The 22,300-nt window shown below is 61.7% G+C and carries 28 protein-coding genes; 8 read left to right on the plus strand and 20 right to left on the minus strand.

From position 1 onward, the window contains the following. Positions 1–75: 75 nt before the first annotated feature. The 5 genes from CWR53_RS08880 to ribBA form a co-directional block, all read right to left on the minus strand. A complete protein-coding gene (locus CWR53_RS08880) occupies positions 76–1,224 on the minus strand; it encodes an ABC transporter ATP-binding protein (RefSeq protein WP_058603883.1) in 1,149 nt (382 codons plus the stop codon). Positions 1,225–1,242: 18 nt separating this feature from the next. Then, complete coding sequence (locus CWR53_RS08885) at positions 1,243–2,052, minus strand: ABC transporter permease (RefSeq protein WP_023536057.1); 810 nt, start codon at positions 2,050–2,052, stop codon at positions 1,243–1,245. 5 nt (positions 2,053–2,057) lie between these two features. Further along, positions 2,058–2,975: an ABC transporter permease gene (locus CWR53_RS08890; RefSeq protein WP_100851280.1), complete on the minus strand. Its 918-nt coding sequence runs from the start codon at positions 2,973–2,975 to the stop codon at positions 2,058–2,060. Continuing rightward, positions 2,972–3,997, minus strand: coding sequence for an ABC transporter substrate-binding protein (locus CWR53_RS08895; protein ID WP_100851281.1), 1,026 nt, complete (start codon positions 3,995–3,997; stop codon positions 2,972–2,974). The genes CWR53_RS08890 and CWR53_RS08895 overlap by 4 nt, the downstream gene beginning before the upstream one ends. Positions 3,998–4,182: 185 nt before the next feature. Continuing rightward, a complete protein-coding gene (gene ribBA, locus CWR53_RS08900; protein ID WP_100851282.1) occupies positions 4,183–5,301 on the minus strand; it encodes a bifunctional 3,4-dihydroxy-2-butanone-4-phosphate synthase/GTP cyclohydrolase II in 1,119 nt (372 codons plus the stop codon). 75 nt (positions 5,302–5,376) lie between these two features. Here ribBA and CWR53_RS08905 point away from each other — a divergent pair, with 75 nt between their 5' ends. The 5 genes from CWR53_RS08905 (at position 5,377) to CWR53_RS08925 (ending at position 8,375) form a co-directional block, all read left to right on the plus strand. Next, entirely contained in the window at positions 5,377–5,670 is a 294-nt protein-coding gene (locus CWR53_RS08905) for a DUF1330 domain-containing protein (protein ID WP_058603887.1), read from the plus strand. Between the two features lie 48 nt (positions 5,671–5,718). Next, positions 5,719–6,120: a hypothetical protein gene (locus tag CWR53_RS08910; protein WP_058603888.1), complete on the plus strand. Its 402-nt coding sequence runs from the start codon at positions 5,719–5,721 to the stop codon at positions 6,118–6,120. Between the two features lie 134 nt (positions 6,121–6,254). Then, the gene (locus CWR53_RS08915) at positions 6,255–6,476 is read left to right on the plus strand and encodes an MbtH family protein (RefSeq protein ID WP_028686977.1); all 222 of its coding nucleotides are present in this window, start codon (positions 6,255–6,257) and stop codon (positions 6,474–6,476) included. Further along, positions 6,473–7,192: a thioesterase II family protein gene (locus CWR53_RS08920; protein WP_100851283.1), complete on the plus strand. Its 720-nt coding sequence runs from the start codon at positions 6,473–6,475 to the stop codon at positions 7,190–7,192. Before CWR53_RS08915 ends, CWR53_RS08920 begins: the two co-directional genes overlap by 4 nt. 100 nt (positions 7,193–7,292) lie before the next feature. After that, entirely contained in the window at positions 7,293–8,375 is a 1,083-nt protein-coding gene (locus CWR53_RS08925) for a DUF1615 domain-containing protein (protein WP_375335490.1), read from the plus strand. A gap of 274 nt (positions 8,376–8,649) precedes the next feature. Here the strand turns inward: CWR53_RS08925 and CWR53_RS08930 are convergent, their stop codons facing one another. The 9 genes from CWR53_RS08930 to CWR53_RS08970 form a co-directional block, all read right to left on the minus strand. Continuing rightward, positions 8,650–9,513 carry a metal ABC transporter solute-binding protein, Zn/Mn family gene (locus CWR53_RS08930; protein WP_100851284.1) on the minus strand — a complete coding sequence of 288 codons (864 nt, stop codon included), beginning with the start codon at positions 9,511–9,513 and terminating at the stop codon, positions 8,650–8,652. After that, the gene (locus tag CWR53_RS08935; RefSeq protein WP_058637323.1) at positions 9,510–10,409 is read right to left on the minus strand and encodes a metal ABC transporter permease; all 900 of its coding nucleotides are present in this window, start codon (positions 10,407–10,409) and stop codon (positions 9,510–9,512) included. The genes CWR53_RS08930 and CWR53_RS08935 overlap by 4 nt, the downstream gene beginning before the upstream one ends. Then, a complete protein-coding gene (locus CWR53_RS08940) occupies positions 10,409–11,155 on the minus strand; it encodes a metal ABC transporter ATP-binding protein (RefSeq protein ID WP_100851285.1) in 747 nt (248 codons plus the stop codon). The genes CWR53_RS08935 and CWR53_RS08940 overlap by 1 nt, the downstream gene beginning before the upstream one ends. Then, positions 11,152–12,054, minus strand: coding sequence for a metal ABC transporter substrate-binding protein (locus CWR53_RS08945; protein WP_100851286.1), 903 nt, complete (start codon positions 12,052–12,054; stop codon positions 11,152–11,154). Before CWR53_RS08945 ends, CWR53_RS08940 begins: the two co-directional genes overlap by 4 nt. Before the next feature lie 15 nt (positions 12,055–12,069). Further along, the gene (locus tag CWR53_RS08950) at positions 12,070–12,636 is read right to left on the minus strand and encodes a DUF6162 family protein (protein WP_100851287.1); all 567 of its coding nucleotides are present in this window, start codon (positions 12,634–12,636) and stop codon (positions 12,070–12,072) included. Then, a complete protein-coding gene (locus CWR53_RS08955) occupies positions 12,633–12,953 on the minus strand; it encodes a hypothetical protein (protein ID WP_027914698.1) in 321 nt (106 codons plus the stop codon). The genes CWR53_RS08950 and CWR53_RS08955 overlap by 4 nt, the downstream gene beginning before the upstream one ends. After that, the gene (locus CWR53_RS08960; RefSeq protein ID WP_058603897.1) at positions 12,950–13,489 is read right to left on the minus strand and encodes a hypothetical protein; all 540 of its coding nucleotides are present in this window, start codon (positions 13,487–13,489) and stop codon (positions 12,950–12,952) included. Before CWR53_RS08960 ends, CWR53_RS08955 begins: the two co-directional genes overlap by 4 nt. Next, positions 13,486–14,679 carry a PepSY domain-containing protein gene (locus CWR53_RS08965; RefSeq protein WP_100851288.1) on the minus strand — a complete coding sequence of 398 codons (1,194 nt, stop codon included), beginning with the start codon at positions 14,677–14,679 and terminating at the stop codon, positions 13,486–13,488. Before CWR53_RS08965 ends, CWR53_RS08960 begins: the two co-directional genes overlap by 4 nt. Positions 14,680–14,845: 166 nt before the next feature. Next, entirely contained in the window at positions 14,846–16,180 is a 1,335-nt protein-coding gene (locus CWR53_RS08970; protein WP_100851289.1) for a lysine N(6)-hydroxylase/L-ornithine N(5)-oxygenase family protein, read from the minus strand. A 165-nt stretch (positions 16,181–16,345) separates the two neighbouring features. Here CWR53_RS08970 and CWR53_RS08975 point away from each other — a divergent pair, with 165 nt between their 5' ends. Next, the gene (locus CWR53_RS08975; RefSeq protein ID WP_100851290.1) at positions 16,346–16,792 is read left to right on the plus strand and encodes a hypothetical protein; all 447 of its coding nucleotides are present in this window, start codon (positions 16,346–16,348) and stop codon (positions 16,790–16,792) included. Between the two features lie 24 nt (positions 16,793–16,816). On the opposite strand, the gene pbpG is transcribed toward CWR53_RS08975, so the two are convergent. Next, entirely contained in the window at positions 16,817–17,743 is a 927-nt protein-coding gene (gene pbpG, locus CWR53_RS08980) for a D-alanyl-D-alanine endopeptidase (protein WP_058603901.1), read from the minus strand. A 292-nt stretch (positions 17,744–18,035) separates the two neighbouring features. Between pbpG and CWR53_RS08985 the strand changes: the two genes are divergently transcribed. After that, positions 18,036–18,224: a hypothetical protein gene (locus tag CWR53_RS08985; RefSeq protein WP_058637315.1), complete on the plus strand. Its 189-nt coding sequence runs from the start codon at positions 18,036–18,038 to the stop codon at positions 18,222–18,224. A 72-nt stretch (positions 18,225–18,296) separates the two neighbouring features. Here CWR53_RS08985 and CWR53_RS08990 read toward each other — a convergent pair whose 3' ends face one another. The 3 genes from CWR53_RS08990 to CWR53_RS09000 form a co-directional block, all read right to left on the minus strand. Further along, positions 18,297–19,175: a DMT family transporter gene (locus CWR53_RS08990; protein ID WP_058603903.1), complete on the minus strand. Its 879-nt coding sequence runs from the start codon at positions 19,173–19,175 to the stop codon at positions 18,297–18,299. Between the two features lie 141 nt (positions 19,176–19,316). After that, positions 19,317–19,691, minus strand: a complete 375-nt coding sequence (locus tag CWR53_RS08995; RefSeq protein ID WP_081322820.1) for a response regulator — start codon at positions 19,689–19,691, stop codon at positions 19,317–19,319. A 282-nt stretch (positions 19,692–19,973) separates the two neighbouring features. Continuing rightward, complete coding sequence (locus CWR53_RS09000) at positions 19,974–20,156, minus strand: hypothetical protein (protein WP_100851291.1); 183 nt, start codon at positions 20,154–20,156, stop codon at positions 19,974–19,976. A gap of 217 nt (positions 20,157–20,373) precedes the next feature. Here CWR53_RS09000 and CWR53_RS09005 point away from each other — a divergent pair, with 217 nt between their 5' ends. Continuing rightward, positions 20,374–21,195: a shikimate 5-dehydrogenase gene (locus CWR53_RS09005; RefSeq protein ID WP_100851292.1), complete on the plus strand. Its 822-nt coding sequence runs from the start codon at positions 20,374–20,376 to the stop codon at positions 21,193–21,195. 59 nt (positions 21,196–21,254) lie between these two features. Here CWR53_RS09005 and CWR53_RS09010 read toward each other — a convergent pair whose 3' ends face one another. Both CWR53_RS09010 and gloA read right to left on the minus strand, forming a co-directional pair. Next, positions 21,255–21,497 carry a hypothetical protein gene (locus CWR53_RS09010; protein WP_058637310.1) on the minus strand — a complete coding sequence of 81 codons (243 nt, stop codon included), beginning with the start codon at positions 21,495–21,497 and terminating at the stop codon, positions 21,255–21,257. A gap of 93 nt (positions 21,498–21,590) precedes the next feature. Beyond that, positions 21,591–22,118 (minus strand): lactoylglutathione lyase, encoded by a 528-nt coding sequence (gene gloA / locus CWR53_RS09015; protein ID WP_058603908.1) that lies wholly within the window; start codon positions 22,116–22,118, stop codon positions 21,591–21,593. Positions 22,119–22,300: the final 182 nt, after the last annotated feature.

Below are 22,300 nucleotides of genomic sequence, written 5' to 3' on the forward strand. Positions count from 1 at the left end.
TGTGATGACAAGGCGGCAACGCCGCCAGGCGACCGTGCGCGGGCACTTGCGCACGGCCGATGGGCGGCGCCTGGATCAGTGAGCGCCGGCCGATTTGCTCAGGTCACTTTCTGCCCACTGGGTATAGATACACGCATCGGCCACCGCCCAGCGTACCTTGACGGTGTCGCCCGGCTGCATCGGCATGCCTGCCGCCGACAAAGCCTTGACCGTCAACGAGGTACCGCCTGCGGTGACCACATGACAGGTTTGGCTTTCACCGAGGAACAACACCTCGCCGACCTTGGCGCTGACTTCGTTCCAGCCGGCAGGCAACGGTTGCTCGGCAGCTTGCTGGGCAGTCAGGGCAAGGGCTTTCTCAGGCCGCACCATGATCAGGGCATCCTGATCTTGGCCCAGGCCTGGGGTCAGGCGAATGGCGACGCTTTGGCCTTCGAAGCTGCCTGCGCCATTGCTGCTGGCCTTGATGCGCAGGAAGTTGGAGTTGCCCAGGAACGAGGCCACAAACGCGTTGGGCGGGTTCTGGTAAAGGTCGTAGCCACTGCCAAGGCCCACGATTTTGCCATGGCTGAAGATCGCGATGCGCTGGGACAGGCGCATGGCCTCTTCCTGATCATGAGTGACGTAGACGATGGTAATGCCAAGACGCCGGTGCAACTGGCGCAGTTCATCCTGCAGGTCTTCACGCAGCTTCTTGTCCAGGGCACCCAGCGGCTCGTCCATCAGCAGGATGCGCGGCTCGTAGACCAGCGCCCTGGCGATGGCCACGCGTTGCTGTTGCCCGCCAGACATCTGCGAGGGCTTGCGGTGCGCGAAAGGCTCCAGTTGCACCAGCTTGAGCATGGCATCGACACGCGTGCGTGTTTCAGCCGTACCCAGCTTGCGAATGGCCAGGGGGAAGCCAATGTTGTCGCGCACGTTCAGGTGCGGAAACAGCGAATAGCGCTGAAACACCATGCCGATGTCGCGCTTGTGCGGCGGCACGTTGACCAGCGACTGGCCCTCAACGAGTATCTGGCCGCTGCTGGGAGTCTCGAAGCCAGCCAGCATCGACAAGGTGGTGGACTTGCCGGAGCCGCTCGAACCCAGGAAGGTCAGAAATTCGCCTTCCTGAATGTCCAGGTCCAGGTTGTCCACGGCGGTGAAGTCGCCGTAATGCTTGTTCAGGCCGCGCAGGCTGACCAGGGCCCTGCCACGCGCGTTGTCTTGGATCACTGCACTCATGGGTTAATCTCCGCGCGCTCAGGCGTTGGTTTCGGCACGCCGACGCAAGGCGGCGGCAAGGAACATCACAAGCAGCGACAGACCGATCAGCAAGGTCGATGCCACGGCGATCACCGGGCTGAGGTCCTGGCGCAGGGTGGTCCACATTTTTACCGGCAGTGTCTGCAGGTCGGGGCTGGCCATCATCACGCTCAGCACCACTTCATCCCAGGACACCAGAAACGCGAACAACCCGCCGGCGATCATCCCAGGCCGGATGGCCGGGAAGGTCACCTTGAAGATGGCCTGCAGGCGCGAGGCACCGCAGATGACGGCGGCGTCCTCGATCGACTGGTCGAACAGCTTCAGGGAATTGATGATGGAGATGATGGTGAAGGGCAGGGCGACGATCACGTGGCTCACCACGAAGGCGAACAAGGTCCCGGTGTAGCCCAGCTTGAGGAACAGGGCGTACACCGCTACGGCGATGATCACCAGGGGCACGATCATCGGCATGGTGAACAGGCCGTACAGCAGCTCGCGCCCCGGGAAGCGCCCGCGCACCAGGGCGAAGGCCGTGGGCAGGCCCAGCAGCACTGCCGCAACGGTGGTGAGCACGGCGACTTTGAGGCTGGCCAGGGCTGCGTCCATCCACTCAGGGTTGGAAAAGAACTGCCCGTACCATTTGAACGTCCAGCCGGGCGGTGGAAACACCAGCCATTGGGACGAACCGAACGACAGCAGCACGATGAAGACCACCGGCAGCAAGAGGAAGGCGGCAATTACACCGGTGGTCAGGTACAGGCCGGTGCGAAGCGGCCGGCCCATGGCATTGGGAGACAAGAGCATGTGGTTTACCTCGCAGTGCCAACCGGGGATTCCGGCTGCAGCTTCAGGTACAGGTAGAACAGCACCAGGGTGATGACCACCAACAAGGCAGCCGCCGCGCTGGCCAGGCCCCAATTGAGGAACGACTGCACCTGCTGGATGATGAATTCAGGCAGCATCATGTTCTGCGCCCCGCCCAGCAACGCCGGGGTGACGTAGTACCCCAACGACATGACGAACACCATCAACGCCCCGGAGAATAGCCCCGACCGGCACAGCGGCAGGAACACCTTCCAGAAGTTGGTCCACGGGCTGGCACCGCACACCGAGCCTGCCTGGAGCACCATCGGGTCGATGGCATGCATGGTTGCCTGCAGCGGTAGCACGATGAACGGGATCATGATGTAGCTCATGCCGATCACCACGCCTGTGAGGTTGTGCACCATCTCAAGTGGGCTGTCGATGATGCCCATGGCCATCAGCATTTTGTTGATGACCCCCGAGCTTTGCAGCAGCACCAACCAGGAGTAGGTGCGCGCCAGCAGGCTGGTCCACATCGACAGCAGGACGATGTTAAGCAGCCACCGGCCCCAGCCCTTGGGTACCAGCGTGATCGCCCAGGCCAGCGGAAAGCCCAGCAGTACGCTGATCAGCGTGACCAGCCCTGCCACCGAAAAGGTGTTGAACAACACCCGGGCATAGGCCGAGTTGGCGAACAGCTGTTCATAGTTGCCAAGGCCAGGCGTAGGCTCGAGCACGCCGCGCAGTAACAGGCCAACCAGCGGTGCGAAGAAAAACAGGCCCAGGAACAGCAAGGCTGGCAGCAGGTTGCGGCTGCCCTTCCAGCGCTGGCTCAGGGAGGCGCGCCGTGGCCTGGCTCCGGGAGCACCGGTGCCCGAAGGGGCACCTTGGGCGTTATGCAGGGCATTGATCGCGACTTTCATTTGACCAGCCACTCATTCCAGCGGGCCGCGATGGCCTGGCCGTTCTTGGCCCAGTAGGCAAAGTCCAGGGTGACCTGATCCTGCGCATAGGCGGTCGGCAGGTTCGGAGCCAGGTCCTTGTCCAGCTTGGCGACGCTGTCGGTGTTGACCGGGGCGTAGGCCGTCTTGTTGGCGAATTCGGCTTGGCCTTCGGCGCTGCTGGCGTTGGCCAGGAACTTCATCGCCGCATCCTTGTTCTTGGCGCCTTTGGGAACGACCAGGAAATCGGCCATGACCAGGTTCTGCTTCCAGCTCACCCCTACAGGGGCGCCGTCTTGCTGCAGGGCGTAGATGCGGCCATTCCAGAACTGGCCGAGGGAGGCTTCACCCGAGGCCAGCAGTTGTTGCGACTGCGCGCCGCCGCCCCACCAGACGATGTCTTGCTTGATGGTGTCGAGCTTCTTGAAGGCGCGATCCAGGTCCAGCGGGTAGAGCTTGTCGGGCGCCACGCCATCGGCCAGCAGCGCCAGTTCCAGTACGCCTGGGCTTGGCCATTTGTAGAGGGCGCGCTTGCCGGGGTAGGTCTTGGTGTCGAACAGCGCGGTCCAGTCGGTTGGCTTGCTGGCACCGAGCTTGCCTTCGTTGTAGCCGAGCACGAAGGAGAAGAAGAACGAACCCACGCCATGATCGGAAACGAAGCGCGGGTCGATCTTGTCGCGCTGGATCTGGGAAAAGTCCAGGGGCTCGAGCAGGCCTTCGCTGGCGGCGCGCAGGGCGAAGTCAGCCTCGACGTCGACCACGTCCCACTGCACGTTGCCGCTTTCGACCATCGCCTTGAGCTTGCCGTAGTCGGTCGGGCCGTCCTGCACCACCTTGATGCCGGTGGCCTTGCTGAACGGGGCTGCCCACGCTTGCTTCTGAGCATCCTGGGTCGTTCCGCCCCAGCTTACGAAGTTCAGGCTTTCAGCCGCCTGAGTGGCCTGGCAGGCCAGTGTCAGGAGGCTGGCCGACAGCACTGCGGTTACACGTTTGCTCAACAGCATGATTACGCCCTCGTTGCTTTTTGTTATTCGAGGCAGGGCTTGTGGTGCGCCCGCCAACAGTATTCGGGGAGCAGCAGTTACACATTCAAGGTCTACGGAATGTCATATTATGGTATTCCAAACTTTTCGCAAGTAGCAGCAGGCTACCGGCCATCATTTGGTTGATGGCCATGCAGGCGCTGCAATCAGCCGGTCATTGGCTCGAAGGGTATGCTTTGCACCACTTCCAGTTCGTAGCCCGCCAAGCCTGCATATTTCAAGGGCGGACCCAGGTGGCGAAGCTTGCCCACGCCCAGGTCTTGAAGAATCTGCGCACCGGTGCCGACCTCCGAATACACCTTCGACTGCCCGCGCTGGTAGGGGCGCTGGGGTTGGGTCAAGTGGGGCACACGCTCGAGCAGCGCCTGGGAGGACTCGTGGTTGGCCAGGATCACGACCACGCCTGTTCCTTGCTCAGCCACTTTCTGCAATGCCGCCCACAACGTCCAGTTGGCCGGGCCCGCCCACTCGGCGCCGACCAGGTCGCGTAGCGGATCGATCACGTGCACCCTCACCAGCGTAGGCGTTTCACGGCGCAATTGGCCCATGACCATGGCCATGTGCACGCCGCCGTCGATACGGTCTTCATACGTGACCAGGCGGAAGGGGCCATGCACCGTGGGCAGCTCACGCTCTCCGATACGCTTGATGGTCTGCTCAGTGCTCAGCCGGTAATGGATGAGGTCGGCAATGGTGCCGATCTTGATGCCGTGGCGGGCCGCAAAGGCCTCGAGTTCAGGCCGACGTGCCATGGTGCCGTCGTCGTTGAGCACCTCGACGATGACCGACGCCGGGCTCAAGCCTGCCAGGCGGGCCAGGTCGCAGCCGGCCTCTGTGTGCCCTGCACGGGTAAGGACACCGCCTTCGCGAGCGCGCAACGGGAAAATATGCCCAGGCTGTACCAGGTCCTCCGGGCAAGCGTCAGCGGCCATGGCAGCTGCCACGGTGCGTGCGCGATCGGCGGCGGAAATGCCCGTGGTGACACCGGTCGCAGCCTCGATTGAGACGGTGAATGCCGTGCTGAACATGCTGCCGTTGGCCGGAACCATCTGTTCCAGGCCCAGGCGCTGGCAGTGCTCATCCGTCAGCGTCAGGCAGATCAGGCCACGGGCTTGCTTGGCCATGAAGTTAATGGCTTGCGCATCGCAGTATTGGGCGGCGATCAGCAGGTCGCCTTCGTTCTCCCGATCTTCGTCGTCCACCAGCAAGACCATCTTGCCTTGCCGATAATCCTGGAGAATTTCATCGATGGTATTGAAAGGCATGTCAGGTGCTCGTGCTGAGATTAATTGTTTATGGTATACCATCATACACAAATGCCCAGCGCAGGAGACAAGCGGATGAAAGCCTACTGGATTGCCCATGTGGACGTGACCGACCCGGTCCAATATCAGCAGTACACACAGCGTGCTCCGGCGGCCTTCCAGGCCTACGGCGGGCGCTTTCTGGCCAGGGGCGGGCGCAGTGAGGCCATGGAAGGGCGGCCTACGCCGCAACGCAGCGTGGTCATCGAATTCGACTCCTATGACCAGGCCGTGGCCTGCTATCGCTCCGACCTTTACCAGCAAGCCTGCGGCCTGCGCCAAGGTGCGGCGTGCGCCGAGGTGATCATCGTCGAGGGCGTCGCGCCCTGATGCCAACGGGCGTGGAGCAGGCGCCGCAATTCTGGCTATGCTTGGGCAATGACCAACCCTGTCCCGTTGCGCCAACCTTGCCCGCCCGGTGCCTGCATTTGCGGTCGCGATCAGCTGGCCACCGAGTGCGAGCCGGCCCGGCGCATCCTGCTGCTCACCCGGCAGGAAGAAAAGCGCCTGCTCGAACGCCTGGAAAACCTTCAGGACATTCAGGACCTCTATCGCCTGCAACGCCGGCTGTATGACAACCTGGGCATCCGGCTGCATATCGCACCGGGCCACCATGAAGTGCGCACCATGCGCGGGATAGTCATCGAACTGGACGATCAGCCTGGGTTGTGCCGCAAGACGCGCCAGGCCATACCGGCGGCCATTCGCAAGGGGCTCGAACGAAATCCGCAGGTTGCCTTCCGCCTGCTCGATACCCACGACCTGCTGCGCGATACCTGACCGAACCGGCCTCACATTCACAGGCCGGCCCGGCCTCACCCAGTCGCCTAATTTTTTCCACGCCCTGCACGTCTACTTGAAAGTTCCCCTGCGCCGCGTGCGCAGTGGCAATCCCAATCAAGGAGGCAGGCAACATGACTTCAGTTTTCGACCGTGAAGACATCCAGTTCCAGGTCGTGGTCAATCACGAAGAACAGTATTCGATCTGGCCGGAGTACAAGGCGATTCCCGAGGGCTGGCGGGCGGTGGGCAAGGCAGGGCTGAAAAAGGACTGCCTGGCCTACATCGACGAGGTGTGGACCGACATGCGCCCACTCAGCCTGCGTCAGAAAATGGCTGAAGCTGGCGCGCAGTGACGGTGATCAATCTTCTGTGCCTGCCGTATTCGGGGGCCAGTGCGATGGTGTACAGCCGGTGGCGCCGCGCGCTGCCAGCGTGGTTGCAGGTTCGTCCAGTGGAATTGCCTGGGCGCGGCGCACGCATGGCCGAGGCGCTGCACACCGACATGCAGGGACTGGCCCGGCAGCTGGCCCAGGAGCAGCGGTTGGCGACCAGTACGCCCTATGCCTTGCTCGGCCATAGCCTGGGCGCACTGCTGGCCTTTGAACTGGCCCATGAGCTGCAGGCGCTTGGTTGCCCGCCACCGCTGGCGCTGTTCGCCTGCGGCACTGCCGCGCCTACTCGCCGGGAAGACTACGACGGCCAGCGCTGGCGCGAGCCGAAGTCCGACACCGAGCTGATCGATGAATTGCGTGAGCTGCAAGGCACGCCAGAACAAGTGCTTGCCAATGACGAATTGATGAGCCTGACACTGCCGATACTGCGGGCCGACTTCCTGCTGTGTGGGACGTATGCGTATCGTCAGCGGCCCGCGCTTGGCTGCCCGTTGCACGTACTGGGTGGCGAAGAGGATCGGGCCAGCCGCGAGCAGCTACAGGCCTGGCAGCACGAAACACAGCGCACCTTTTCGCTGCAGATGTTTCCTGGCGGTCACTTCTTCATCCATGACCATGAGCCAGGCGTGCTGGCGGCATTGACCAGCGCCTTGGAACCGCTGCGGCTGACGGGTTGATTGACGTCTTGCCCAGGGTCGGCGAGGCTAGGGCATTTCAACCCTCAGGACAGACCATGCTGATCGATCCCTCTGCGAGCACGTTGGCAGGAGCATCCCTCTGAACGGGCGCATACTGGCCGCAGGCGTTCTGGCCTTGACCGTGTTGCAAGGGTGTACGGGGCACCGAGCGTCCGTACCCCAAGCTGACCCTGCGCAGGTGCGCGCCGAACTGATGCGGCTATTGCCCGCCAATGCCGGTGATCGCGCTGGCTGGGCCGCTGATATCCAGAAGGCGTTCCAGGCACAGGGTATCGAGCCCTCCAGGCGCAACCTGTGCGCGGTACTGGCTGTGACCGAGCAGGAGTCCACCTTCAACGCCGACCCCCAGGTGCCCCAGCTGGGCCGTATCGCCCGGGAGGAAATCAATCGGCGGGCTGCCCGTGTGCATGTGCCCAGGATGCTGGTCGACGGCGCGCTGCAAACCCCGTCAGGCAATGGCAAGACCTATGCACAGCGCTTGCAGGCAGTGCGCACCGAGAAGCAGCTGAGCGAACTGTACGATGAAGTGATCGCGCGGGTGCCTTTGGGCCGTACCTTGCTGGGGGGGCTCAACCCGGTACATACCGGCGGCCCGATGCAGGTGAGCATCGACTTTGCCGAGAAACATGCGCAAGCCTATCCCTACACGCGCGAGGGCAGCGTGCGACAGGAAGTGTTCACGCGCCGTGGTGGCCTGTACTTCGGGATTGCGCATCTATTGGGCTATCCCGCCAACTACGAGCGTCAGCTCTATCGGTTCGCCGACTTCAACGCCGGTTGGTACGCCAGCCGGAATGCGGCGTTTCAAGCGGCGCTCAGCCAGGTTACCGGGACAGACCTGGCGCTGGACGGTGACCTGATTGCGCCTGGGTCGATCATGCCCGGCACCACCGAAAGGGCAGCACGTCAGCTAGGTCGTCAGTTAGGTTTGCGTAACCCGCAGATTCGCAGTCAGCTAGAGCAGGGAACTGAACTGGATTTTGAAGATACCCGGCTATACCGTGAGGTGTTTGCCCTGGCCGATGCCAAGGCCGGCCGTGCATTGCCGCGGGCCGTGCTGCCGGGCATCGAGCTGAAAAGCCCGAAGATCACCCGCAAGCTGACCACTGCCTGGTTTGCCGAGCGGGTGGATGGGCGTTACGAGCGGTGTATGCGTCGGTGATTGGGTGTGGGTGGCTCACTGCCTAGCACTTGACAAGTGCAAGCTGTAGCGCAGAACCCGTGTAGGAGCGGTCTTGTACCGCGATGGGCCGCATAGCGGCCCCAGCAATATAAGGTGCGAAGCTGAAGTCCTGGGACTGCTGCGCAGCCCATCGCGGCACAAGGCCGCTCCCACACGGGTACTGCGTTACAGCTTGGACTTGTGAAGTGCTCGTAGAATCCCGCATAGCGGTCAAGCCCAAACCCAAGTCACCTTCGCCTGTCCGCAGACCCCTTCAGCCTTGACCCAATGCCTCGACAATCTGATCAACGCTGCTCTTCAGCCCAGCCAGTGTGTCCTCGTTATCGCTCTGCACGACAACCAGTTTCGCGCCGCTGTCTTTAATTACCTGCGCCACCGCAGCCTCTGGTTGCCGATGATCCAAGACCAGGGCCACATCCTGGCCTTTGAGGTTATCGGCCAGGGCTTTGAGCGCAGCCGCATCCCACTCGGTGGGCAGCGGCTGATCTACCAGGTCCAGGTTCAATCCGCTGGCCAGATAACCCAGTCGCTCCGACAGGCTGACGGTGGTCAGGTTTTCCACCTTGGCCAGGCGCGTCTGGCTATTGGCGGCCAGTGCCAATACTTGCTGCTTGAAGCCGGCAAGGTTGGTCTGGATGCGTGCCTTGTCCGCGGGCGACAGCCGCTCCAGATCATTGGCCACGACATCGGCCATGCGTCCCAGATTGGTGGGGCTGAGCCATGGGTAGCCGGCGTAGGCATCAGCCCCCGTCACGGCGATGCCTGGCAATGCACCATCGACTGGGCGAGCGGCGTCGATTTCGACGATGCGAATATTGCTGCGGCGCGCCACCGGGTAAAGCGGATCGTCTCGCCAGATCGAGCGTACGCCGATCACCGCGTCAGCCTGCTGGGCCGCCTTGTGCAGGCTGGCTTCGCCACGGCCACTGAAATACGACGGCTGGCGGCTGGCAGGCAAATTCGCCGGCGCAGCGCGTTTGAGCTCAACCGAAGTGCCTTCGAGCAATGTGTTGGCCAGGCTGTGGGTGACCGGCAGCGTGGTCAGCACTTGGGTGGCCGAGGCCAGGGACGGCAGGCTGGTAAGGGCGAGGGCCAGACACAGGCGTTTGAGGTTCATGCCGGGTTTCCTTGCAGGCGTGGGACGAGCGCGCGGGCCAGGGCGGCCAGGGCGAAGCAGAGGCCGGCGACCAGAATGATCGCGGCGCCGGACGGTACAGGCAGGTCGAAGACAATGGGCAGCAGAATGCCGAACAGGGTGCTCAAAGTAGCGATAAATACCGAGATGAAGAAAAAGCCTTTCAATGACTGGCTGACCAGGCGCGCGGCAGCGGCGGGGATGACCAGCAACGCACCCACCAAGATGGCGCCAATCACCTTGACCGCAGCCACCGTGACCAGGGTCACCAGCACCACGAACAAGTAGTCCAGGGTCTTGACGGCCACCCCGCGTACAGCAGCCAGTTGCGGATTGAAGCTGGCCAGCATGATGCGGTTGTAAAGCGGCAGCGCCAAGGCCAGCACCAGCACAGCGACGATTCCCAGCACGACCAGGTCCTGACCGCTGACGGTCAACACCGAACCGAACAGCACGTTTTCCAGAATGTGCACGTTGATCTTGCCTGCCAGCATCAGCAGCAGGCTGGCCCCCAGCGCCAGGGACACCGACAGGAAGACCCCAATCAGCGTGTCAGGCGACAGGCCGGTGCGGTTACGCAGGAAATTCAGCAAAATACCGAACAACAGGCAATAGCCGAACAGGCTGCCGTAAGGGCCGGTGTAGGGTTCGCCCAACAGAATGCCGATGGCCACGCCGGTCAGCGCCGCGTGGCCGACTGCTTCGGAGAAGAAGGCAAAGCGCTTGACCACCACCAGCGTTCCAAGGCCACCGAGCACCGGCCCGATCATCAACCCGGCCAGCAAAGCATTGACCACGAAGCCGTAGGCCAGCGCCTCGGGCAAGTAGCCTTGAACGGCCCATTGTTGAACCAATTCACGGAAGGATTCGAAACTCATCAGGCAAGGCTCTCGCTGCGCGGATGGACGGAGAACAGGCCGAGCAGACGCTCAGGGGTGAGCGCCTGGGCAGGCGCAGCATCGAACAGCACGCGGCGACTCAGGCCGGTGACTCGGTCAGCCAGGCGCAGCACGGCTTCAAGATCATGTTCGATCCACAAGACAGTGGTGCCGGATCGGCGCCAGCTGGCCAGCAGATGCTCGAACACGCGAATACCCGCTTCGTCCAGCGCCGACATGGGTTCGTCCAGCACCAGCAGTTGCGGCTCGGGAATCAGCCCTTGCGCCAGCAGCACCCGCTGACGCTCACCGCCTGACAGCGCGCCCATGCGCCGCTTGCGCTTGTCGAGCATGCCGACGTGGGTCAGGGCTGCCTCGATGGCCGGCTGGACCCGCTTGGACAGCCCTAGAAAGGCGGGCTGGCGCTGGCACATGGCGGCCATGAAATCGTCCACGGTCATGGGCAGGCCGCGGTCGAACTCCAGCGCCTGCGGCACGTAGCCGATCACCTCCCGCTCGCTGGGCCAATGCATGGCCAATCGACCTTGATGCGGCATCTGCCCCAGCAGTGTCTTGATCAGCGAGCTCTTGCCGCCCCCATTGGGCCCGACGATGGCATGCACCGAGCCGGCCGCGACGCTGAAACTGACCTGCTCAAGAATGCGCGTACGGCCCAGTTCGAGGTTGACCGCCTCGAACTCGATGCGCGGCCCACAAACCGGCAGCACCTGGGTGGCGGCGGTCATGCGCGGTTCTCCTCGATGGCGCGCACCACCGTGTCGAGGTTGCGCTTCATTTCGACTTCATACTTGTCCTTGGTGTATTCGCCATAGGAAATGTGCGTCAACGGGTACAAGCGCACGCCGGATTCGCGCTGGATCGTTTCCACATAGGCAGAGGGGAAGTCCATCTCCGAAAAAATGACCCGCACATCCAGCGCTTTGAGTTGGTCGATGGTTTTCTTCAACTGAGCGGGACTGGGCTCGATACCGTGGGCAGGTTCCACCACGGCGGTCACTTCAAGGCCAAAATCACGCACGAGATAATCGTAGGCAGCGTGGATCGTGGCCACACGGAAGGTGGCGCCAGGCGCTTGACTCACCTTGGCCAGGGCCTCGGCACGCAGGGCGCGCAGACGCTTGGCATAAGCCCGCGCATTTTGCGTGTAGAGCTTCGCGTTTTCCGGGTCCAGCTTGCCCAGTTCTCGGGCAATATTGTTGACCTGTGCAATGGTGGTACTGATGGACAGGAAGGTATGCGGATTGACGACCTTGCCAGCGCCGCGTGCGGCAATGCCGGTTGCCGCGAGCAGAGGCACGTTCTGGTTCGATTCGATGGTGGCGATGTTCGGTTTTTCGCTGGCCGCGATCATGCGGTCGGCAAAGTCGTCATGACCGACGCCGTTGAGCACGACCACATCGAGCGTCCCGATGCGCTTGATGTCCTCGGCGCGAGGCTCGTAGGCATGGGGGTTGAAACCAGCTGGGATCAACGGCACCACCTCGGCCTTGTCGCCAACGATATTGCTCACATAGCTGTAGTAAGGGTGCAGGGTGATGCCGATACGCAGCGGCTTGCCGGGGTCGGCCAGGGCAAAGGCGGGTAGGGCACAGGCCAGGAGCAGGGCGAGGGCGGAGCGAAGCATGGGGCGTTCCTTAAGTCAGTGACGGTGTTCGCGGGTGACACCGGCGTCGTAGTGGCTGACGACCTGGCGCCAGCCGACGGCGATCAGGCTTGCCGGGGCAAGGTCATCGACCGATGGGCTGGGGTTGCCTCGGTAGAGCCAGACGTCGGCCTCGGCGCCCCCTTCGGGCAGGATCATCAGCAGGTGGCCGGCGATTTCCGGCGCCTGGCTGCGGCCCAGGTAGGCGCCGTCGGCTAGCAACGACCATTGGTGATCGCCACGGCCCTGGCTACCGGCATCAATGACGAAAGGCGGCAGCCCCTCGGCCGTCAGCGCCTGCACCTCGGGGACGGCGCCCTGTTCCTCGCGCAGGTACTGTATTTCGTCGAAAGCCACCCGCAGGTCGGTATAGAGGCCTTGCTCAGCTGGGGTCAGGTCCCGGCGAGCGTCGATTTGATGGCTGGCGATCGGCTGATCGTCGACACGCTCCCCGCGCACCAGCACGACGCTGGCTGCCAGGGCCACGATCAATGCACTGACCAAAAGCACATACAGCGTTTCATGCCCGGCGCCGGCCGGGCGAATCACCTGAACCCGGCTCATGGTTGTGAAATATCGGCGTAGTCGACTTCGACCACATGGCCTGGGCCTGCGTCGAACAACACGTAGAATTCGCCATCCGGGCGCTTGAAGGTGAGTGTGGAGTCATCCCCGAGCTTACCGCCGACCAGCACCTGTTCGTCGTAGCCGATCACATCCAAGGTGACCCCGGGTGCACCGCTCCCGTCCGAAAAGCCACCCGTGCATTTGATCTGACTGCCCGGCACCTCTTCACACTCACACATGGGGTTGTGTGCCATGGCAGCCGTGGCGGTTAACAGCAGTGAAGGGAGCATGAGCCTGCGCATGAGGTGTTTCATTTGTTGCCTCCTTGTTTCTTGAGCCAGGCCACGGTGGCTGGCGATGCCTGGGCCAAGGGCACCGAGGCTTGATGCATGCTGCCGTCCCAGCCTTCGAGGGTGATCCACACCTGGGCATCTGGCCGAGTACGCGGCGCAATCGGAAGGGAGGTACCCATGTGGTAGGGCGCCCCGAAGAAAATGGTGCCGGCGGCGCGCAGGCTGCGCGGCTTGCCGATGCGCAGGTAGGTGGCTTTCACCTCTTGGGCGCAGCCTTTGCAGAGTGAGGCATTGAACACCTTGAAGTAGCCGGCCGGGCCATCGGCCTGGGGCACTTCGTCACGCATTTCAGCCAGGTCCAGGCTGTAGGGCCCTACCTTGATATCGCGGATGACGTTCGCGCCCAGCCCGGCTTCGCCGCGAAACAGCTTGGCATCGGCGAAGTACTGGGGCATGAAACCCAGCGGGATCAGGATCAGCAGAATGTTCAAGTGGAACCGCCACTTCAACCAGAACTGTTTCAATGGCCGTTGCGCGAGGGTGTGTGCCTGGCTCATGGTTGGGTCTCCAGGGTAGGCTCGCGCTGCGCGACGCGGGGCGCGCGCTCGCTGCGCTTGAGGGCGGCGGCGGTGGCCTGGGCGGTGCGCTTGGTCCAGATGAGCAGGCCGCTGAACACCATCAAGGTCAACACCAGGCCAAAGAAGAACCACACCAGCTTGATCGGCAGCCCGCCGAAGTCGCCGGTGTGCAGCGGACGCATGGATTCGGTGACGAACTCCAGGGGCGTGCGGTCGCTGATGCGGAACTGGCTGTCGACCTGGCGGGTGTAGGGGTTGACCGAGGCGTTCTGGAACATCAGCGGGTACCAACCCGGCCCCGAAAGACTGATGTGGCTGTAGGCCGTGGCGGGCAATATCACGAAGCTGACCTCAAGGCCCGGCACCGCGTGCCCGGCAATGCGCACGGCTTCGTCCAGGTCGATGCGTGGTGCGGGGGTGCCGTCGGTGGTCTGCGGCACGTCTTCGCGTGCAATCACCGGCACGATGGGCCGTGTGGAAATCGTGACGTGGTTATCGCCCAGAATGGCTTGGATCAGGAACCAGGTACCGGTAATGGAAATGACGGCAATGAACCAGATGGACCAGACGCCGGCCAGGCGGTGCACGTCCCCCCAGAAAATCCGCGAGCCGTGACCGGTGCGCACCGGCTTGAAGAACCCTTTCCAGAATTTCTTGTACACCACAAGCCCCGTGACCAGGGACGCCAGCATGGGCAGGCCCAGTAGCGAAACAAGGTACCAGCCCCAGCTGTAACCGTTGGTGAACGGCACCAGCCACCACCCATGCAAGGCACGGGTGAAGGCTTCGAAGTCGAAGTCGGGGGTCTTGCCCTGGATGGCCCCGGTATAGGGGTTTACATACAGCGTAGGGCTGGTGCCGTCGGGCAGGGTAACGTTGGCAACGACCGCGAAGTGAGAGCCGTCGGGCTGGCGAAGCATGTCCACGATCATGTCCGGCTCAGCCTTGTGCAGCGCATCGAGCACTTGCTGGAAACTCAGGCGGTCCACGTCGGCATCGGGCTTGTTGGCGCGCACCGCAGGGTCGGCCAGCCATACGATCTCCTGGCTGACCACCGCGAGCATGCCGGTGAAACAGACGATGAGAACAAAGAACCAGATCGGCAGCGCGAGCCAGCTGTGGACCAGGAACCAGAGCCTGGACTTGGATTTCTTTGGAGTTTTGGCCATCAGACGATCTTCACAATAAGGGGCCGAGCTTAAGCCCAACCCTGGAGAGCTGTATTGATAAGGACGAATGAGAATCGAAATTCCGTCGATTTAAATGCAAGGAAATGTTTCAGGCTGGGGAGCCGGCCCCTGCGCCTGAAGCTGGGGGCCGGTGGCAAAGCGTCTGTCAGGCGCGGGACAGGACCGCTTCTGGCAGTGGCAGGGTGCGCAACGAGGGCAGGTCTTGATAAAGCGCACGGCCAATCTCGGCGGCCCGCGAGGGCAGAACTGACAACAGGGTGTCGCTCAGGCCATGGCTGTTCTCGCAGAAGCCTTGCAGGTACACCGACGCCTTGAGGTCGGGGCTGGTCAGTACGCGGTAGTTGCGATCAACGTTAAAATCCTCGAGGTAGCCAGCCAGCGGGGCCAGCAGGTCCCGGTGCGAACGGCGCTCATAGCCGGTAGCCAGGATGACGGCATCGTAGCGGTGGGTCTGTTGTTGGCCGGTGGCCAGGTCGCTGAGCGTCAGCTCGATGCCGTCTGCGTTGCCCACCACGGCGTCTACCTGGCGCCGGCACAGCACATTGTGGCGGAACTGATGAGCCACTTTCTGCCGATAGAGGATGGCGTAGATGCGCTCGATCAGGTTCAGGTCGACCACCGAGTAATTGGTGTTGTGGTATTCATCGAGCAACTTGCTGCGTTGATCGGCCGGTTCGTTATAGACCAGGTCGGTGTAGTCGGGTGCGAAGATCTCGTTGACGAACGGGCTGTCGTCGGCCGGCTTGAGTGCCGAGGCGCGCAGGATCATGTCCACCTTTACCGACGGGTAGCTGTCGTTGAGGTCGATGAACGCCTCGGCTGCGCTCTGGCCTGAGCCGATGACCGCGATGCGCATCGGTTTGCCGGCGTTGCAGGGCAGCTGGCTGAGGCTGCTGAGGTAGCGGGAATGGTGGAACACGCGCGGGTCGTTCTTGAAGGCCGCGAACGTTTCCGGAATCTTCGGGGTACCGCCGCTACCCACTACGACCGAACGGGCCCTGCGGCTGTATTCCCGGCCCTCGGCATCACGGGACACCAGGCGCAGGTGTTCGACACGGCCCTGGGTGAGTTCAGGTTCGATGCGCAGCACTTCTTCACCGTATACCGCCTGGGTCGCGAAGTGTTCGGCAGCCCAGCGCAGGTAGTCGTTGTATTCCAGTCGGCACGGGTAGAAGGTGCCCAGGTTGATGAAGTCGGCCAGGCGCTGTTTCTGGTGTAGGTAATTGACGAAGCTGTAGGGGCTGGTGGGGTTGCGCAGGGATACCAGGTCCTTGAGGAAGGAAATCTGCAACTCGCTTTGGGTCGCCAGGGTTTCACCGTGCCAGCGATAGTCTCGCTGCTTTTCGATAAATAGCGCGTCCAGGGCACGCCCTTGGCTTTCGGCCAGCTCTTCCAGGGCGATTGCCAGCGCCAGGTTGGACGGGCCGAAGCCTACGCCGATCAGATCTTTGATGGTTTCCTGCTGTGAGGCTTGGGTCATGGCCGCGATTCCATAAGGTCGATGTGGACGCTCACCGGTGATCCGGCTACCGCGCTGGTACATCTTCTGGAACGAGCCAACCGAGAGGGAATTTAGCAGGGCTCAAGACAAGGCCGTCGTAGCCGATAAATGGGGCAAGGACCGGTTTTGGAGTAAGGAATCATCATGGTCGCAATCACCTCGAGCAATCTGTTGATCAACGGCGTCTCAGCCCAGACACTGAGCGTTGACGCTGCCGCCGAGCGCGAACGGCGCTTGCAGGCGGGCGAGGCGCCCGGCCCGTTGAGCATCGCCAGTGACAGCCTAAAAGCCACGGCCACAGGCCAGGCACAAGCGGCCCAGGGCGAGGACAGCGACGAGCCAGAGGCGGTCAAGCAGTTGCGCGAGTTGATCAAGGCGTTGCAGAAACAGCTGGCAGAGGAGCAGAAACAACTGGCAGCGCTGATGAACAGTGACATGGAAGAGACCGCGAAGATGGCTGCCATCAGCACCAAGCAGAGCAGCATTGCCACGCTCAGCAGCCAGATCATCGCGGCCTCGGCACAATTGCTGGAACTGTTGCAGCAAAGCGGTGGCGGCAGTGCCGGTGGCCTGGTCAGCACCCGTGCCTAGCGGGCACTGACCAAACCCTGGGAGTCAGTCAGCGGCCAATCGCGCCTTGTGCCGATCGGCCTTGTACTGCATGGCCACCGCCGGGGCCGGCTTGGTCGCGCCCGTCTCCAGCCACTGGCGCATACGGCTGGCATCGGCGAAGTGGGTGTACTTGCCGAATGCATCGAGAATGACCATGGCGACCGGCCGGTTGTCCATGCGGGTCAACAGCACCAGGCAGTGCCCAGCCTCGTTGGTGAAACCGGTCTTGGTCAGCTTGATGTCCCAGTTGCTCTTGTTCACCAGGTGGTCGGTATTGCGAAACCCGAGTGTGTAGTTGGGTTTGCTGAACGCTACGGTTTTCTCACGGGTTGTCGACAGCGTACTCAGCAGGGGGTACTTGCGCGACGCCATCAACAGTTTGGTCAGGTCGCGCGCAGTAGAAACGTTCTGGGTGGAAAGACCGGTGGGCTCGATGTACCGGGTATGGCTCATGCCCAAGCTGCGTGCCTTGGCGTTCATTGCCTTGATGAACGCCGGGTAACCACCAGGGTAGTGGTTGGCCAGGGTGGTCGCGGCGCGGTTTTCCGAGGACATCAGGGTGATCAGCAGCGTCTCGCGTCTATTCAGCTGGCTGCCGAGCCGAACCCTTGAGTAGACGCCTTTCATGTCCGGGTTGTTGGCGATGGTCATGGTCAGCATTTCGTCCATGGGCAGCTTGGCGTCGAGCACGACCATGGCCGTCATCAGTTTGGTCACCGACGCGATGGGCAGCACGCGGTCTGGGTGACTGGCGTACAGCTCCTTGTTGCTGTTGAGGTCGATCAACAGGGCGCTCCCGGAGGCCAGGTGCAGCTTGGCAGGGTCACGTTGCAGCTGGGCGGCGGGCTGTGCAGCAACAGCGGCGCTGATGGGGGTCACGGTACCTGTGAGCAACAACAAAAGGCTGAGGGTAGACAGGATCGTTTTCACGTTGACGCTCACTAAAGGGGGCTATGTCGTTGGCATTGCGAGGGTTTTCCCCAAGCCGGCGCATTCTGGAGTATGGCTCAAGCCGTGTCGATTGCCTTATCACCAATGGGCGCAAGGTGAAGAGAATTTAATCCTGGGGGTAGGGCTACAGCCATTTGGCTGCCCCGATTCTGTCCAGCCCCTACGGCCCTTGGTCGCCCACCTCCTAGAGCCGCTTGGGCTGTTTTACTGATTCGAGGTGAACTCCATGGGACCCAGCCCTGTCACCTTTGAACACACGGAGGATCCAGGCATGGTTGTGAAGTTGAGGACGTATCGCGGAGACGACATCCCGGAGTGGTACCAGCGTGACGATCTCGATGAGCTCTACGAGGTCGAGGATCAGCAGGGGGATGTGCAATTGCTCGAAGATGACGAGGATGCAGTGAAGCTCGTCGTAGACCTCACCTATGAAGATGAAGATGCGCCCAAGCCTGAGTGATGGGAAGCTCATGATGCCTCGCAGCGAGTCCAGCATCCGCGGGCCTGGCGTTACTTGCGTATCGCAAAGGCGTTAGGACCTGCGCCAGGCAAGCCAGGCAATGCCTGTGATTCGAAGCTCTGTCACGGCCAGCCCGACCAGGATCAAGCCTGCGCCGGCCAGGCGCTCGGCAGGTAAGCGATCACCGGCAAGGAAGTAGCCGAACAGGCCACCGAAAATTGGCTCGCATATCAATATCAACGCCACCTTTTCTGGGGCCAACACCGCCTGTGCGCGGTTCTGGATCGCGTAAGCCAAGGCTGTTGCCAGCAGCGCCAATGCCAGTAGGGTGGCGGCGACAGGCAGCGTGGTGGGCACGGAGAACGCGTTGTTCGCCACACTCCATATCACCGAAAGCACGCCGACGACGCCCAGTTGAATCGAAGCCGATGCCATGGCCAGCGCTGGCGTGGTGAACGTCGATACCATCACGATATGCAAGGCGAAGCACACGGCACACCCCAGCACCAGCAAGTCACCGTAGTGCAGGGTGAACCCGTCCAGGCTCAGCAGGCCAAGTCCGAACACCGCGATCCCGGTTCCGATCCCTTGCTTGAGGCTCGGGCGACCCTTGCCCATGAGGTAAAGCAGCACTGGTGTAAAAACAGTGCACAGGCCCGTGATGAATCCGGCATTGGAGGGCGTAGTCAGCGCGGTCCCGGAGGTCTGCAGCGAAAAAGCCATGAACAACACGACCCCGGCCAAGCCCGCATTCAACAGCGTGCCTAGGTTCATCAGTCGAAACGAGCGAATCGAGAAGGGAAACAAGGCCGCTGCTGCCAGGCTGAACATCCACGCATTCAAGGTGGAGGCAGCCATGATGGTCAGCGTGTCGTGTTTGGCCACGAAGCTCCAGCCCCACACCGCCGTGACAGCCAGAAGCGAAATCGACCATAAAGTATTTTTCGACATGACGAATCCTTGGGCAGGCATTTATACCGAATGCCAGGCCGAGCTATTTTCGTCAGCGGTACCCAAAGAGCGCAAAGATAATTCAGCGCCCGGTCAATGGCAATTGTTCAATCCACCCCACAAGACTCTCACCCCAGGCTCTCAACAGGTGCCCTGATCGGCAGTGGTACAGCGCATCAATAAGCAGATCATGTCGTCAATCGACCAAGGCTTGCCAATGAACGCTGCAGTGGGTGGCAAAGGCATATCGACCTTGCTGTAGCCACCACTCGTCACGATCACGGGCATGCATGGACGTTGCTCGTAAGCCATCCAGGCAAGGTCCCAGCCATCGAACGGGCCCGGCGTACGGACATCGGTCACGACCGCTGCCCAGGGTTGCTTGTCGAGTTGCCGAATACCTTCTGTTGCGGTTTCCACCGCCATTACCCGAGCGCCTGTTTCTTCAATGATCAAAGACAGGAACTCTCGCAAAGCGGGTTCGTCTTCGACGACCAAAATCCGTTTTCCAATCATCACCGCTGACCATATTCGCCCTATGCCTTTTCCGAGGACACAGAGCCCGACCTGTTGCCTTGAGGGGATGAGCGGTGGGGTTTGTACAACTATTGGTGCGATTGCCGCCCTTTGTACAACCCCTTGTTATTGACTATCTCCGCTGCTCGGACGAGTTTTCCAATACGCAGCAGGGGGCATCTCAAGTGCCTGGCTCAATAGTCGGTAGCCTGTGCATGGTCATGAGGCCAAAAAAAAGCCCGCACAGTGGCGGGCAATAGGGAGCAGCGCTAAATGTCCGTGTCAGGCGAGGAGGGTGCCGGGTTGCAACTTTTCAATCAGCGCGCGGGCACTAGCCAGGCTTGGTATCGGTCCGCTGACCGGCTCGCCATTGCTGACCAGGTACCAGCAAGCCAGCAGGCCCTGATCGCGCAAATTGGCCGGTACTGCCGAGCCGATAACGGACATGATCTCGATAGTGGCCATCTGCAGCCCTCCGCTAAAACATGGGATTACTGTACCGACGCTGTGGGCGCGACTGAAATCAATGTGCTCAATAGTGCTTATCAGTTTTGCCTAACATGCAGGCGTCATTGTGCAATGACCGTTGAGCACAGCGTCACGCGCAGTGTCGAGCCGGTAGGCTTGGGCCATCCGCTCTGCTAGGCTCACATACCGTCTGTACACCGTAAAAGGATCGCGTATGCCCCTTACCCCCAGCAGGGATACCGTGCTGTGCATATCCCTGGCAGGCCGCCCAGGCACCTTTGGTGTTCGCTTTCACAATCACCTCTACGAGCAGCTTGGCCTCGATTTCTATTACAAGGCCATGCGCACCGATGACTTGCCGGCAGCTGTTGCAGGCATCCGGGCGCTTGGGATTCGTGGTTGTGGTGTCTCGATGCCGTACAAGGAAGCGTGCATGGCGTTGGTCGATGAAATCGACCCGTCGGCTGCGGCAATCGATTCAGTCAACACCCTGGTCAATACCGAGGGCCACCTCAAAGCCTATAACACGGACTACCTGGCGGTCCGGCAGTTGCTGACGCAGCACAAGGTCGACCCGACTACGGCGTTCGCCTTGCGGGGCAGCGGTGGCATGGCCAAGGCGGTGGCCAGCGCGTTGCGGGACGCAGGGTTTGGCGAAGGCATCATTGTCGCCCGTAACGAGCAGGCCGGGCGGGAGCTGGCCGATGTGTGCGGCTACCGCTGGCTGCCTGAGCTTGACGACCTTTGCCCGCCGATGCTGATCAACGTCACCCCGGTGGGCATGGCCGGTGGGCCAGAGGCGCAGCAGCTCGCGTTCAGCGAGATGGCAATTGCAGCGTCCGAGCGCGTATTCGATGTCGTGGCCATGCCAGTGCAAACGCCTCTGATCGAGCATGCAGAGAAGCTTGGCAAGCAGGTGATCACCGGGCTTGAAGTCATCGCATTGCAGGCGTTGGAGCAATTTGTCCTGTACACCGGCATCAGACCAACCCCTGAGCAGGTACAGGCTGCCGTGGCCTACGCGCGCCAAGGTTGAGCCAGGGGCAGATCCTGCACTATTCGGCGACCAGCAAGTTGAGCTGGTCGCTGCAGCGATTAGAACGCTTGCCTGGCCTTATCCAATTGCTCGTCAACCAGCGCACGACCGTACGCCAGCGACACATGCTGAGCATTGTCCAAGTCGCTGAAGAACTTCATGGGCATCGATAGCCGCCGGCTGACATGGCCGTCGGGTGCCGTGATCAGGCAGCCTGCTGCAAAGGGTAAGGGCGAGTCAGGGTGAGGCATCACGCTGGCGGTGATGAGGTGCTTGCGATATTCACACTGGAGCGATTGCATGATCGGTACCTCGCTGTGGCAATGAAGCCTTTACTTCATATACCACAGCAGAGGGCATGCAGGCGGTCGCCCGACGAGCGTGGCCTGTGAGCCTTAAGCTTTGAGCTCGCCAGGCTGGATGACCTCGACCCAGTAACCATCTGGGTCCTTGATGAAGGCCAAGTGGTTCATACGCCCGTCTTGCAGGCGTTTCTGGAACGGCACGCCTAAGGCTTCGAAACGGGCGCATGCTTCACGCACGTCCGGCACCGATACACAGATGTGGCCGAAGCCGCGTGGATCGGTATTGCCATCGTGGTAGGCGAAGTCGGCATCCTGTTCGGTGCCATGGTTGTGCGTAAGCTCAAGCACGCCTGGGATCGACTTCATCCACTGATGGCGCGCTTGGTCATCCTCCGGAATCTGTGCAGGGTCGACCAGGGCCAGGAAGTACAGGCTGAAAGCGGCCTCTGGGAAATCACGCTTGTCCACCAGGCGGAAACCCAGCACGCGCGTATAGAAATCCAGCGACTTCTGGATGTCCTTGACCCGCAGCATGGTGTGGTTGAAGACGAATTGGGCAGTGGCAGCGTCAGGCTGTGCGGTGACGCCCGGAACGGTTTGCAGATCGTGCAAGCTCATGGAAACTCCTGAGACGGGGCCGGGTTCAAGACCCGGCGGAAACGGGACAGGCGGCTCATGATACGGCAGTGAAACGATTGCGCAAATGAAAGCGCCCTGCTCAAGGCAGGGCGCTGGAATTAGAGGCCCGCGTGTGCGGGCGCGTGATGGGGTCGCTAGTCCGTTAGCTGTGTTCATGGTGC

The sequence above is a fragment of the Pseudomonas sp. SGAir0191 genome (genome assembly GCF_002812565.2).
Taxonomy (GTDB): Bacteria; Pseudomonadota; Gammaproteobacteria; order Pseudomonadales; family Pseudomonadaceae; genus Aquipseudomonas; species Aquipseudomonas parafulva_B.